Genomic DNA, 12,776 nt, shown 5'->3' on the forward strand with positions numbered 1-12,776 from the left:
GTTCGTCCTCGATCGCGGTGCGGAGTTCCTCGATCGCGGTGGGGTGGGTCAGCGCAGGTGGGGCGCGAGGTGAGGGGTGAAGCGTTCCGCCACCAGGCGGTGCCCGGCGGGGTCGAGGTGCAGCGCGTCCGGCAACGGGTGCGCGGCCTCGTCGGCGGCCCCGAACAGCTCCAGACCGTCGACGAGGAACAGGTTCGGGTCGTCCTCCTGCCGCTGCCGCACGACGCGGGCCAGTTCCTCGCGCAGCGCCGACAGGGTGAGTCGGCCGGGTTCGGCCGACCCCGTCGCGCGGAACCGGACCTCCCCGCGCGCCAGGGCGTCGAGGTCGAACGCCCCCGGTCCGGGGGTCTGCTCGTGCAGCGCGCAGTACAACGGCGTGACCACGAGCAGCGGGGTGTCCGGGTGCCCCTCGCGCACGGTGTCGAGGAAACCGTGGACGGCGGGGGTGAACGCCCGCAGGCGCATCGCGTCGGAGTTCACGACGTTGATGCCGAGTTCGAGGCTGACGACGTCGGCCGGTGCGTCCCGCAGCGCCCGGGCCGTCGAGGCGTCGAGCAGGCACCCGCCGCCGAGCCCCAGGTTCAGCAGCCGCGACCCCGGTGAGGACAGCGCGACCCACGTCGTGCTGGGACTGGCCGCGTTCGACCCCTGGGACAGCGAACTGCCGTGGTGCAGCCACACCGGGCGGTCGTCGGCGACGGGTCCGGCGCGGCCGTCCACCCGGCAGGCGACGAGTTCGGTCCGCTCGGCGTGCGGCAGCCAGACCTCGACGAGACCCTCGCGCGGGGGCAGGCCGTGGAACTCCACGCGGCCGTCGTCGGCCGTCGTCAGGGCGAGGAGTTCGCCGTCGACCCGCAGGTCGAACACCCCCGGTGGGCGCGGCGGAACGCCCGGGTGGCTCTGGCGGGTCGAGACGACGTCGAGCTCCACGGAGGTCACGGCCCCCCGGAACGCGATCCGCACACCCGCCGGTTGCGCCTCGGAGGTCAGGAGCTGGGGGTCGGGGAACTGCCGGCGCGCCCAGGCCGGGAGCCGGTGCGGCAGGACGCCGCGCTCCGTCCGCTCCAGTTCCAGGGCACCGTGCACGAACTGCTCGGTGAGGGGGATCTCCACGGGGTCAGCCTCCTGGGGTGGGCCACCCGCGCAGGGCGGCGTCGAGGACGTCGAGGGCCCGTTCCCAGGAGTCCTCGAGGTCGGGGGCGCGGTGCCCGAAGGCGCTGTGCAGGGCGGTGAAACCGTGCACGGTCGCGCCGAGGAACCGGACGGCGTGCACCTGCTCGGACTCCGGCAGCGCGTACCCGCGCAGGACGGCGAACGCCAGGTCGGCGTTGCGGCCCCCCGCGCGGACGGCGTCGGGCGAGGGTTCGGCCAGCGGGGCGCGGGCCGCCTCGTACCGGCCGGGGTGCTCGTGGGCGTAGGTGCGGTGGGCCCGGGCGTAGGCGGCGAGCGCGTCGCGTCCCTGCCGTCCCGCGAGGTCCGCGCCCACGCGGTCGGCGAGCTCGTCGAGGGCGAGCGCGGTGATGCCCGCGCTCAGGTCCGCGAGCCCGCCCACGTGGGCGTACAGGCTCGCGGGCCGGACGCCGAACCGCGCCGCGAGGGCCGACAGCGTGACCCCGGCGAACCCCGCCTCGTCGGCGAGCTCGGCGCCCGCGCGCACGAGCCGTGCCCGGTCCAGCCCGGCTCTCGGCACGACGACCTCCCCCCACGATTCCTACTTCATGGAGGAGATTGCCTAATGGTCGTAGGAAACGTCAAGCCCAGGGCAGGGAGCTCCGCGTCGCCCAGTACGTCTCCGGCTGCTCGCAGTACCCGTCGGGCACCACGGCCGGGGGCCGGGCCGCGAGGTTCTGCTCCAGCTGCTGCGCCGTCACCGCCCCGCTCAGGACCACGTCCACGAACGGTTGGGCCAGGACCGCGCCGAGCGCGAACGCGTCCACCGTCTGCCCGTCGACCCGGGCCAGCGCCGCGATCGCCCGGTCCGACCCGTGGGCGGTCAGCCGGCCGTTGGCGACGCCCTCCTTGACCACGACCAGCCACCCCTCGTCGTGCGCCTGCGCGAGGACGGGACCGACCGAGCGCTCCAGCAGGTTCCACGTCGCCTGCACGGCCGTGAACGGCCCGTCGAGCCCCAGCGCCTCCTCCAGGACGGCGCCCTGCGCCGGACCGCTCGTCGAGATCCCCACCCGCACACCGCTGTCCGCGAGGTCGCGCAGCGCGGCGAGCAGGGCCGCGTCCCGCAGCGCGGGGCTGTCCGGCGTCACCGAGTGGACCAGGTAGACGTCGGGCGGGCCGCCGAGCGCGTCCAGCGTCTCGGGCCACTGCCGCTCGAACACCGCGGGGGAGTGGTCCTTGCGCTCGTGGACCGGCGCGTCCAGCGACCAGCCACCCACGTACTCGTACCCCCACTTCGACCCGATCGTCAGCTGCTCGCGGTGCCCCGGGTGGGCCGCGAGCCAGCTGCCGAGGAAACGCTCCGCGTAGCCGTAGGAGCGGGCCACGTCGACGTAGCGGATCCCCCGCTGCCACGCCAGGTCGAGCAGCTGGTGACAGCGCGCCTCGAGATCCTCGACGGATCGTGACGCCGCGAGGTCCTCCGACCGCCCCAGCGTGATGTACGCCGGCCGGCCGGCCGCGGCCAGCCCGAGCCCCAGCCGGTGCACCCAGGAAGTGGTGTTCGTCACTCGCGTAGCGTAGGCACGGGGTGCTGAACGAGCACCCGCCCCGACCCCCCTGAGTTGGAGACGGACCATGAACAACGCGCTGGGCGCCACCACGAGCGCCGGCCCCACCGTCTTCGTGGTGTACGGCGCCAGCGGTGACCTCGCCAAGCGTCTGGTCATGCCGGGCTTCGCGGCGCTCGCCGCGGCCGGCCTGCTGCCCGAGCAGTGGGTCCTCATCGGCTCCGGCCGCCGCGCCACCCCGGACGACACCTACCGCCAGCACGTGCGCGACGGGCTCGCCGAGTTCGCCCGCGGCAAGAACGGCGTCACCGACGAGGTCATCGACTCGATCCTGCCCGGCCTGCGCTTCGCCGGCGGCGGGTTCACCGCCGACGACCCCGGCGAGCTCCTCGACGCGATCGCCGCCGCGAAGGACGAGCTCGGCCGGGACGCGCAGATCGTCCACTACCTCGCCCTGCCCCCCTCGACGTTCGAGGACTACACGAAGGCCATCGCCGCCCACGGCCTGGCCGAGGGGACCCGCGTCGTCTACGAGAAGCCCTACGGCACCTCCCCGGAGTCCTTCGAGCACCTCGACCAGCTCGTGCTGTCGGTGTTCGACGAGCAGCAGGTGTTCCGCATCGACCACTTCCTGGGCAAGGAGGCCACCCAGCAGCTGCACGTCATCCGGTTCGCGAACCGGATGATCGAGCAGCTGTGGTCCAACGAGCACGTCGCCCAGGTCCAGATCGACGTCCCCGAGGTCCTCGGCGTCGACGACCGCGCCACGTTCTACGACGAGACCGGCGCCACCCTGGACATGCTCGTCACCCACCTGCTGCAGGTGGCCGCCGAGGTCGCCCTCGACCCGCCGGCGGACTGGACCTCCGACGCCCTGGCCCAGGCCCGCGAGGACGTCCTGGCCAAGTTCCGCCCCCTGGACCCCGCCGAGGTCGTCCTCGGGCAGGGCACCGGGTACCGGGAGATCAAGGACGTGCGCGAGGGGTCGACGACCGACACGTTCGTCGCGGCCCGCGTGTGGGTCGACACCGAACGCTGGAGCGGGGTGCCGTTCGTCCTGCGCACGGGCAAGAAGCTCGCCGAGTCCCACCAGCACGTGACCCTGGTGTTCAAGCGGCCGCTGAACTCCCCGCAGAAGGACGACGAGGCCGCGCCCGAGACCTTGACGTTCACGTTGTCGGGCAACGGGTCCCTGTTCGCCGGAGTCACCGCCCGCCGCCCCGGCGTCTCCGACGACCTGGTCCCCGGCAAGCTGTACCTGGACCTGGCCGAACTGCCCAACGCCGAACCGCTGCCGCCGTACGCGGCGCTGCTGCGCGACGTCCTCATCGGCGACCGCGCGCTGTTCACCACCTCCGCCGGGTTGCGCAGCGCGTGGCAGGTCGCGGCCCCGATGCTGGACCACCGCCCCGAGCTGCACCCGTACGAACCGGGCAGCTGGGGCCCGGTCGAGGCCGAGGAGATCGCCGCCCCCTACGGCTGGCTCACCGAACGCCCGCGCGGCTGAACCCCGGGGAACCCGTGCGCCGTCGTCCCCCCGGACGGCGGCGCACGGTCGTCTTCGACCTCGACGGGACGCTGGTGCGCGGGGACTCGCTGGGGCGGTTCCTGGGCTCCTCGTGGCGGCGCGAACCGTGGCGGGCGGTCCTGGCCCTGGCGCTCTGCCCGGCCCTGCTGGTCTCCCGGACGCGCGGCGAACTCCTCGTCGTCGCGACGGCCACGGTGGGCCTCGGCCCGCGCGGCGTCGACCGCCGGTGGCGCCGGCACGCCGTCCGGCACGCGCGGCGGCGGATCGGACCGGCCCTCGAACGTCTCGCCGCGCACGTCGCCGCCGGGGACCGGGTGGTCGTCGCCACGGCCTGCGCCGAACCCCTGGCCCGTCTCGTGCTCGCCGACCTCGACCTCACCGGCGTGGAACTCGTCGCGAGCCCCTACGCGCACCGGCGGTGGCTGCCCCCGCGGGCGACGGCGATCCGCGGCGAGCTGAAGGTCGAGGCGCTGCGCGCTCACGGGGTCGACCTGCCCGTCGACGACGCCTACTCCGACAGCCTGCTCGACCTGCCGCTGCTGCGGGCCGCACGGACCGCGCACCTCGTCGCGGGCCGGGACCTGACCCGCCTGCGGCGGGTCCTGGGTGACGTCGAGGTGCTGGAAACCCGTTGAAGGCCCCCGGGCCGGACGGGATCGTCGTCCCCGTGCTGTTCCACGCCTCGGGGTCGAGCTGCGCGGGCAAGACGACGGTGCTGCCCGCGCTGCGGCGGTTGCCGTCCCTCGCCGTCCACGACGCCGACGAGCTCGGCGTCCCCAGCGACGCGGACACGGCCTGGCGGCAGTCGTCCCTCGAACGCTGGGTGCGGTTCGCGCTGGAACGGCAGGCCGAGGGCGTCGACCTGCTGCTGGCCGGGCAGTCCCCGCTGGGGGAACTGCTCGCCTGCCCGTCGGCGCCGCGGCTCGACGGTCTCGCGGTCTGCCTGCTCGACGTCGAGGACGACGTCCGCCTCGCCCGGCTGCGGGCCCGCGACGGCGACCGGTGGGACGCGGCGGCCCTCGACGCCTTCGTGGGCTGGGGCCGCTGGCACCGCGCGCACGCCGCCGACCCGCGGCACCACCCCGAGGTCGTCACGACGGGCGGGTGGGCGCCGATGCGCTGGGACCGGTGGTCGGACTGGACGGCGGGCGACCCGCGGTGGGCCGTCGAGACCCTCGACACGACCCGCACCGGCCCGGACGCCGTCGCCGGCCGGCTGGCGGGGTGGGTCACCCGGCGGCGGGGACGCTGAGACGGCGCTCGTGTCGCCTGCGCGTGGTGGCGCCGGACGGGCCAGAGTGGGGCCATGTCGGACGACCTGCTCGCCAACCCGGGCAACTTCCCCGAGCTCATGCTGCTGCCGCACCTCGACGACGAGTGGACCGAGGTCCGGCTCGGGCGGCGCAGCGACGGCGCCTGGGAGGTCTACGTGACCATCCGCGTCGACGACGGCTACCGCAGCGAGGCCGCGGCGCAGGCCGTCGCCGACCACTACCGGGAGAACCTCGAGGCGTACGTGGAGCAGCGGCGCCGCAAGCGGCTGCGCTGACCGGGCCTGCGGCGCGGCCCGGACCGTGGCGCGGTCAGGCGACCTCGCGCGCGCCCCGGTCGAGCACGGGGGCGTCGGACCCCCCGGCGGGCAGCGCCTGCGGCGCGGTCTGGGCGGCGGTCTGCGCGGGGGCCGGGGCCGGGGCGGGGTGGAAACCGGCGACGGGACCGTTGGGCTGCTCGAAGACCTGGACCACCCACAGGCGGCCGTCCTGGGACCGGACGGCGCCGAAACCGGCGACGCCGACCTCCGGGCGCAGGATGTTCGCGCGGTGGCCCGGGGAGTTCATGAACGCGCTCTGCAGCTGGTCGGCGTCCGCGCCGACGCCGACGTTCTCGGCGACGAGGGACCAGCCGTTCAGCTGCCGGGACAGGTCGGGGTTGTGCTTGAGCTGCGCGTCGCCGGCCATCCGGAACGCCCAGTCGCTGGCGACGCGGTTGGCGTCGTCGGACAGGCCCAGGGCGGGCAGGCCGTTCTGGACGCGGGCGGCGTTGACGAGTTCGTAGGCGTGCCAGGCCTGCGCGCCGTCACCGACCAGGGACTGCGGGTCGGCCTGCGCCGCACCGGATCCGGTGACCACACCGGCGGCGGCGGCAGCGACGGCGACGGCGCCGAGGACGCGACGCCGGACGGTGGTGCGGGCAGCGGTGCGGGCGGGGGTACGGGCGGGGGTGGCCACGGGGTCCTCCGGGGGGCGAGGGCGTTCGGGGGGCGTTGGTGCTCCCCCACTGCCTCGACCCCCGGGGCCGGTTCCTGTAGCCCGAACGAGCGACGAGTCGTGACGCCCCGTCGATTCCGCTCCCTCGGCGGTCAGCCCGCCGGCGTCGTGAGCACCGGTTCCCGGGCCTCCTCGACGGGGCCCCGAGCCGCCGTCCAGGTCGCTCCGGCGCTGGCCGCGACGACCAGGACGACCCCGACCCCGCCGAGGACCGTCATGCCCTGCCCGAGCAGCACCCACCCCGCGAGGGAGGCGATGACCGGTTCCAGGCTGAGCAGGACCCCGAACGTCCGCTGCGGCAACCGGCGCAGCGCGGCGAGTTCGAGGGAGTACGGCACCACCGAGGCGAGCACGGCCGTCCCCAGCGCCAGCAGCAGCCCGTGGGGGGTCGAGACCGCGTGCAGCGCACCGCTCGCGCCGAAGGGGACGAGCGCGAGCGCCCCCACGGCCGTCGCCACGGCCAGCCCCCCGTGACCCTCCGTGACCCGCCCCACGCGGGCGCTGGCCAGGATGTACGCCGCCCAGCAGGCCCCGGCCAGCAGGGCGAACGTCACGCCGACGGGGTCCAGCGAGCCGCCGTGGTGCTCGCCGGTGAGGCCGAGGACGACGACGCCGACGAGCGCGAGCCCCACCCACACCAGGTCGCGGGCACGGCGGCTGAGGACGGCCGACAGGGTCAGCGGGCCGAGGAACTCGATGGTGACGGCGGTCCCGAGGTCGATGCGCGACAGGGCCGTGTAGAAGCAGCCGTTCATCGCGCCCAGGCTCAGCCCCAGCACCAGGGCGGCGCGCCACTGCACCCGCGTCCACGCCCGCACCCGCGGTCGCACCAGGAGCAGGAGCACGAGCGCGGCCAGACCCAGCCGCAGCAGGGTCGTCCCGGTGCTGCCGCCGAGGGCGAAGAGGTGGACGGCGAGCGCGGCGCCGAACTGCAACGAGGTGCAGGAGCCGATGACGAGGAGGATCGAACCCACCCCACCAGTCTGCGCCCGGGAAACGTCCTGTCCAGCGAACGTCTCCGAGCAGTACCGTTCAGTTCTCCTGACGGATCGAGGGGTCGTGCTGGACGTCCACCGCCTGCGACTGCTGCGCGAGCTGCACCGCCGCGGCACCCTCGCGGCCGTCGCCGCGGCCCTGAGCTACAGCCCCTCCGCCGTCTCGCAGCAGCTGTCCCAGCTGGAGGCCGAAGCCGGCGTCCCCCTCCTGGAGAAGCTCGGCCGCGGGGTCGTGCTGACGCCCGCCGCGCGGCTCCTCGTCGAGCACGCCGACGTCGTCCTCGCCCAGCTCGAACAGGCCGAGGCCGACCTCGCGGCCCTGGCCGGGGAGGCCGTGGGGACGCTGCGGGTCGCGAGCTTCCAGACCGTCCTGTTCGCCCTCGTCCCGGACGCGCTGACGGCGCTCGCCGCCGCGCACCCGGCCCTGCGCGTCGTCATCGACCACCGCGAGGTCGAACCGGCGTTCTCGGCGCTGGCCGCCCGCGACGTCGACCTGGTGCTGGGCGAGGAGTACCCCGACGCCCCGCACCCGCGGTCGGCCTCGGTCCACGAGGAGGACCTCGTCCACGACGAGCTGCGGGTCGCGGTGCCCCTGACGGGACCCTGGGCCGGGGCACGGGCGCTGGAGGACCTCGCGGGGGCGCCGTGGGTCCTCGAACCCGTCGGCACCGACCCGGGGCGCTGGGCGCTGGCGCGCTGCCGGCGGGCGGGTTTCGAACCGGACGTGCGCGTGCAGACGCCGGACGCGCTGCTGCACGTGCACCTCGTCGAGACCGGTCACGCGGTCGCGCTGCTGCCGGACCTCTCGCACGCCGGTCGCGCGCCGCGCGTGCGGGTGATCGACCTGCCCGAGCACCCGGCCCGCCGGTTGTTCACGGGCGTGCGCCGCGGGGCGGCGGACCGGCCCGCGGTGCGGGCGTTCCGCAGCGCGCTGCGGCAGGTGGCGCAGGAGGTCTCCCGACCCCGGGCGTGACGGTCCGGTGAGGGTCAGCCGGGCAGCGTGACGAGCCCGGCGACGGCGACGACGTAGAGGACGAGGACGACGAGGGAGTCCACGCCCATCCCCAGCACGCGCCGGGTGGGTCGGAAGATCAACCCCACCACGTAGACGACGGTCAGCAGGATCCCGACGGCCGTGAGGTAGATGTCGCTGGACTGCGCCTGCGGCAGCACGGCCTGCCCCGAGACGAGGCTCGCGAGGAGGAACAGCACGGGGAGGAACGCGTTGCCGCCGAAGATGTCGCTGACGGCGAGCTGGTGGTCGCCGTTGCGCACCGACGTGAGCCCGGTGGACAGCTCCGGCAGCGACGTCGCCGCAGCCAGGACCGTCGCCCCGAACAGCACCCCGGACAAGCCGACGTGCCCGGCGATCCGGTCACCGCTGCGTTCGAGGACCACTCCGGCGACGAGGGTGACGAGGGCGGCGACGGCGAACACGACCGCGGCGCGCGCGGTGCTCGTGCCCTTCGACGTCGCCGCCCGTTCCTTCGTGGTGCGGCTGTGACCCTTCGGGGGTCCCTGGTTGTCTGGGGCCTCGCCGGACTCCTGCCACGGCAGCCCGCGCCCGGCGCGGCCCAGGAGCACCAGGCCGACCACCCACAGCACGGCGATGAGCAGGCCACCGGGCGCGACGCGGGCCACGACCAGGTCGCGCGGCAGCTGGGTGCCGGCGATGACGACCCCCAGCACGGCGATCACCACGGCCCCCTCCAGCACGAGCCCGAGCGAGGCCGCCCGGTGCGTGAGCGGCCGTCCGCCGCGGGTCCCGAACGCGTCGAGCGCGACGAGGACGACGGTCTGGATGGCGATGCCGCCCAGGACGTTCCCCGTGGCGACGCCCACGTCCCCGCTCGCGGCGGCGCTGACGGTGATGGCGATCTCGGGCAGGTTCGTCGCGACGGCGAGCAGGACGGTCCCGCCGAGGGCGGCCCCGAGGTGCAGCCGCTCGGCGAGGACGTCGGTCTGGTCGGACAGCTGGACACCGGCGACCCAGATCGCGGCGGCGGCGACGGCGAACACGAGCAGCAGCCACGGCAGGGACAGGGAGGCCAGGGACACGGGGTTCTCCTCCACCGGCGGGTTCTCGGACGCACTGCGGCGCAACCGGCCCGCGACCGGGGGTGCGTGCTCGTGCTCTGACGGTTCCATGCTGGACCCTCGTTACCGGTTCCGCCAGATTTGCACGACGTCAACCGTTGGGGGGGTCAGACCTCGGGGTTCGGCGGGAGGTCGCCGGAGGCGACGAGGGTCTCCACCGCGCGGGCGAAGGCCGTCATGCCGAGTTCGATGGACCGGCGTCGGCGTGGCGTCACGTGCGCGAGCACCGTGGCGATCTCGTCCTCCCGGCGCCGCATCACGGCAGCGACCAGTTCCTCGCCCCGCGCGGTCGCGCCCAGCAGCACCTCGCGCCGGTTCTCCGCGTTCTCGGTGCGCACGGCCCAGCCGCCGGCGACGAGCCGGTCGGCGAGCCGGGTGAAGCTCGACGGGTGGACGCCGACCTGGTCGGCCAGCGAACCGCTGCGCGTCGGGCCGTCCGTGACGACGAGGACCAGGACGCGGTACTGGGTCAGGGTGACGTGCTCGAGGGCGTCGGCCAGGGACCGCACCGCGATCCCGACGAGAGCCCGGGCCGCGTCCGCCGTCGCCCGCGGACTGCCGTCGGTGTCGGTCACCGGATCATCGTAGGCGGGGGCCCGTCGGGGACCGGGGCGCCCGCGGGCGGCGGTCAGCGGCGCGGACGCCCCGACAGGCGCACGTCCCCGCCCACGACGGACACGTCGTCGACGTCGAGGGCGATCGCGTCGGCGATCGTCGTGATCCCCGTGCCGCCGAGGGCGTTGGTCCCCGCCCCCAGCAGCGTCGGCGCGACGTAGGCGACGACCCGGTCGACCAGGCCCGCGGCGAGGAAGGCCCCGGCCAGGGTGGGCCCGCCCTCGAGCAGCACGGACACGACGCCCCGGCCGTGCAGCTCGTCCAGCAACGCCCGGGGCGTCTCGGCCCGCGAGACGAGCGTCGGGGCGGCGTCGTCCAGCACCCGGGCGCCCGCGGGGACGCGACCGCGACGGTCGAGCACGACGCGCAGCGGCTGGCGCGCGGACGGGGTGCCGTCGGCGGCGCGGGCCGTCAGGTGCGGGTCGTCGGCGAGGACGGTCCCGGAGCCGGCGACGATCGCGTCGACGCGCCGGCGCAGGTCGTGCACCTGCTCGCGGGAGGCCGCCGAGGAGATCCAGCGGCTCGTCCCGTCGGCGGCGGCGGACCGGCCGTCGAGCGTGGCGGCGAACTTCCACAGCACGTGCGGGCGCCCCGAGCGCTTGGCCGTGAGCCACACCTCGTTGACGCGTTCGGCCTCGTCGGCCAGGACGCCGGCGACGACGTCGACGCCCGCGGCGCGCAGCGTGCCGGCCCCGCCGCCCTCGAGCGCACCGGGGTCGGCGACGGCGTAGACGACGCGGGTGACCCCGGCGGCGATGAGGGCCTGGGCGCAGGGACCGGTGCGGCCGTGGTGGTTGCAGGGTTCCAGCGTCACGTACGCCGTGGCTCCCCGGGCGAGTTCCCCGGCGGCGGCCAGCGCACCCACCTCGGCGTGCGGGCCGCCGGCGCGTTCGTGCCAGCCCTCCCCCACGACCCGGCCGTCGCGCACGAGCACGGACCCCACGACGGGGTTCGGGGACGTCGTCCCCAGGCCGCGGGCGGCCAGCGCCACCGCCCGGGCCATGAACTCCTCGTCGTGGGCCGGCATCAGCCCGCGAGGTCCAGCGTGTGGGCGGTGTGGTCCCGCTTGGCGCGCAGGTACCGCGCGTTCGCGGCGGACAGGTGCACACCGGTGGGGACGCGGCGCTCGACGGAGATGCCGTGCGCCTCGAGCTGCTCGGCCTTGTCGGGGTTGTTGCTCAGCAGGTTGATGCCGCTCACACCGAGGGCGTCCAGCATCTGCGCGGCCACCGTGTAGTCGCGTTCGTCCTCCCCGCGACCCAGTGCGAGGTTCGCCTCGTAGGTGTCCAACCCGCTGTCCTGCAACGCGTACGCGTCGAGCTTGGCGTACAGGCCGATGCCGCGGCCCTCCTGGCGCAGGTAGAGCAGCACACCGCCGGCGGTGGCGATGCGCTCGACGGCCTCGCGGAACTGCGGGCCGCAGTCGCAGCGTTCGGAACCGAAGACGTCACCGGTGAGGCACTCGCTGTGGGGGCGGACGAGGGGGGTGCCCTCCTGCCAGTTCCCCAGCGCGAGGGCCAGGTGCTCCTTGCCGTCGACGAGACCGTCGAAGGTGTGGACGCGGGCCGTGGTGCGGTACCCGTCCGCGAAGCGGAGGGGGACGTCGACGGCGGTGCGGACGGTCGCGACGGGTGTCTGGGTCACGATCTGTTCCTCTCTGGCGACTTCAGGGGCTGCATCTCAGGCGACCTGCAGGGAGCGCTTGGCGAACCCCATCTGGAAGTCGTCGATGACGGTGGTGGGTGGTGCGGCCGCGTCGGTCGCCGCGCCGAGCGTGATGAACAACGGGGTGTAGTGCTCGACGGTCGGGTGGGCGTAGGGCATCCCGGGGGCGCGGTGGTAGTCGGCCAGGGCGTCGACGTCGCCACGGGCCAGCGCCTCGGCGACCCAGGCGTCGAACTCCCGGGACCACGTCGGCACTTCGTTGTACAAGAACATCTCCCGGGTCGCGAACTGGAGTCCGTGCGTCATGAAACCCGAACCGATGACGAGCACACCCTGTTCCCGCAGCGGCCGCAACCGGCGCCCGAGGGCCAGGAGCCGGTCGGGGTCGTGGGTCGGCATGCTGAGCTGCAGCACGGGCACGTCGGCGTCGGGGTACATGACCTTCAGCGGGACCCAGGCGCCGTGGTCCAGACCGCGGCCGGCGACGTGCAGGGGCTCGTCGGCGGGCATCAGCGCGGCCACCTGCCGCGCGAGCGCCGTGGCGTCCGGGGTGGCGTACCGCATCTCGAAGTAGCGCCGGTGGAAGCCGCCGAAGTCGTACACGAGCGGTGTGCCCGCCAGCGGCGAGCTGAGGACGGCCCGCTCGGACTCCCAGTGGGCGCTGACGACGAGGATCGCGCGGGGCGTGGGCAGGCTCAGCGCCCAGTCGGACAGCTGGCGGATCCACAGCGGGTCGTCGAAGACGGGCGGGGCGCCGTGGCTGACGTAGAAGGCCGGGAACGGGCCGTCGTCCGGCGTCCAGGCGCGCTGCGCGGGACGGCCGGCGCGCAGGAAGTCGTCGAACGCGCCGGCGGGCACGGCGGGGTTGACGATCGACACGGCGGACCTCCCGGAGACGGTGACTTGATGCTTCAATCGACAGTAGACA

Annotated in this window: 15 protein-coding genes; 5 read left to right on the forward strand and 10 right to left on the reverse strand. The window is 75.0% G+C overall.

The annotated features are described in order from the left end of the window. Positions 1–48: 48 nt before the first annotated feature. The 3 genes from CLV37_RS19480 to CLV37_RS19490 all read right to left on the reverse strand — a co-directional run bounded on the left by CLV37_RS19480 (position 49) and on the right by CLV37_RS19490 (position 2,660). A complete protein-coding gene (locus tag CLV37_RS19480; protein ID WP_106213552.1) occupies positions 49–1,113 on the reverse strand; it encodes a GDSL-type esterase/lipase family protein in 1,065 nt (354 codons plus the stop codon). A 4-nt stretch (positions 1,114–1,117) separates the two neighbouring features. Then, the gene (locus tag CLV37_RS19485; RefSeq protein ID WP_106213554.1) at positions 1,118–1,690 is read right to left on the reverse strand and encodes a TetR/AcrR family transcriptional regulator; all 573 of its coding nucleotides are present in this window, start codon (positions 1,688–1,690) and stop codon (positions 1,118–1,120) included. A 61-nt stretch (positions 1,691–1,751) separates the two neighbouring features. Further along, positions 1,752–2,660, reverse strand: a complete 909-nt coding sequence (locus CLV37_RS19490) for an aldo/keto reductase (protein WP_106213556.1) — start codon at positions 2,658–2,660, stop codon at positions 1,752–1,754. An 88-nt stretch (positions 2,661–2,748) separates the two neighbouring features. Here CLV37_RS19490 and CLV37_RS19495 point away from each other — a divergent pair, with 88 nt between their 5' ends. The 4 genes from CLV37_RS19495 to CLV37_RS19510 are packed head-to-tail and all read left to right on the forward strand — an operon-like array spanning position 2,749 to position 5,758. Further along, positions 2,749–4,188 (forward strand): glucose-6-phosphate dehydrogenase, encoded by a 1,440-nt coding sequence (locus tag CLV37_RS19495; protein WP_106213558.1) that lies wholly within the window; start codon positions 2,749–2,751, stop codon positions 4,186–4,188. Positions 4,189–4,202: 14 nt separating this feature from the next. Continuing rightward, the gene (locus CLV37_RS19500) at positions 4,203–4,844 is read left to right on the forward strand and encodes an HAD family hydrolase (RefSeq protein ID WP_106213560.1); all 642 of its coding nucleotides are present in this window, start codon (positions 4,203–4,205) and stop codon (positions 4,842–4,844) included. Further along, positions 4,841–5,461 (forward strand): hypothetical protein, encoded by a 621-nt coding sequence (locus CLV37_RS19505; protein WP_106213562.1) that lies wholly within the window; start codon positions 4,841–4,843, stop codon positions 5,459–5,461. Before CLV37_RS19500 ends, CLV37_RS19505 begins: the two co-directional genes overlap by 4 nt. Positions 5,462–5,515: 54 nt before the next feature. Beyond that, on the forward strand, positions 5,516–5,758 hold the full coding sequence (locus CLV37_RS19510) for a hypothetical protein (RefSeq protein ID WP_106213564.1): 243 nt from the start codon (positions 5,516–5,518) through the stop codon (positions 5,756–5,758). 34 nt (positions 5,759–5,792) lie between these two features. On the opposite strand, the gene CLV37_RS19515 is transcribed toward CLV37_RS19510, so the two are convergent. Together CLV37_RS19515 and CLV37_RS19520 are read right to left on the reverse strand one after the other, a co-directional pair. Beyond that, entirely contained in the window at positions 5,793–6,437 is a 645-nt protein-coding gene (locus CLV37_RS19515; protein ID WP_106213565.1) for a CAP domain-containing protein, read from the reverse strand. 131 nt (positions 6,438–6,568) lie between these two features. Further along, on the reverse strand, positions 6,569–7,450 hold the full coding sequence (locus CLV37_RS19520; RefSeq protein ID WP_106213567.1) for an EamA family transporter: 882 nt from the start codon (positions 7,448–7,450) through the stop codon (positions 6,569–6,571). An 85-nt stretch (positions 7,451–7,535) separates the two neighbouring features. On the opposite strand from CLV37_RS19520, the gene CLV37_RS19525 reads away from it, so the two are divergent. Further along, on the forward strand, positions 7,536–8,444 hold the full coding sequence (locus CLV37_RS19525) for a LysR family transcriptional regulator (RefSeq protein WP_106213569.1): 909 nt from the start codon (positions 7,536–7,538) through the stop codon (positions 8,442–8,444). Between the two features lie 14 nt (positions 8,445–8,458). Here the strand turns inward: CLV37_RS19525 and CLV37_RS19530 are convergent, their stop codons facing one another. From CLV37_RS19530 to CLV37_RS19550, 5 genes are all read right to left on the reverse strand, one after another. Beyond that, positions 8,459–9,523 (reverse strand): sodium:proton exchanger, encoded by a 1,065-nt coding sequence (locus CLV37_RS19530; protein WP_106213886.1) that lies wholly within the window; start codon positions 9,521–9,523, stop codon positions 8,459–8,461. Positions 9,524–9,675: 152 nt separating this feature from the next. Continuing rightward, the gene (locus CLV37_RS19535; RefSeq protein WP_170127379.1) at positions 9,676–10,143 is read right to left on the reverse strand and encodes a MarR family winged helix-turn-helix transcriptional regulator; all 468 of its coding nucleotides are present in this window, start codon (positions 10,141–10,143) and stop codon (positions 9,676–9,678) included. Positions 10,144–10,196: 53 nt separating this feature from the next. After that, the gene (gene ribD / locus CLV37_RS19540; protein WP_106213571.1) at positions 10,197–11,210 is read right to left on the reverse strand and encodes a bifunctional diaminohydroxyphosphoribosylaminopyrimidine deaminase/5-amino-6-(5-phosphoribosylamino)uracil reductase RibD; all 1,014 of its coding nucleotides are present in this window, start codon (positions 11,208–11,210) and stop codon (positions 10,197–10,199) included. Next, a complete protein-coding gene (locus tag CLV37_RS19545) occupies positions 11,210–11,827 on the reverse strand; it encodes a GTP cyclohydrolase II (RefSeq protein ID WP_106213573.1) in 618 nt (205 codons plus the stop codon). Before CLV37_RS19545 ends, ribD begins: the two co-directional genes overlap by 1 nt. A 36-nt stretch (positions 11,828–11,863) precedes the next feature. Beyond that, positions 11,864–12,727, reverse strand: coding sequence for a dioxygenase family protein (locus CLV37_RS19550; protein ID WP_106213575.1), 864 nt, complete (start codon positions 12,725–12,727; stop codon positions 11,864–11,866). Positions 12,728–12,776 lie beyond the last annotated feature (49 nt).

The sequence above is a fragment of the Kineococcus rhizosphaerae genome (genome assembly GCF_003002055.1).
Lineage (GTDB): Bacteria > Actinomycetota > Actinomycetes > Actinomycetales > Kineococcaceae > Kineococcus > Kineococcus rhizosphaerae.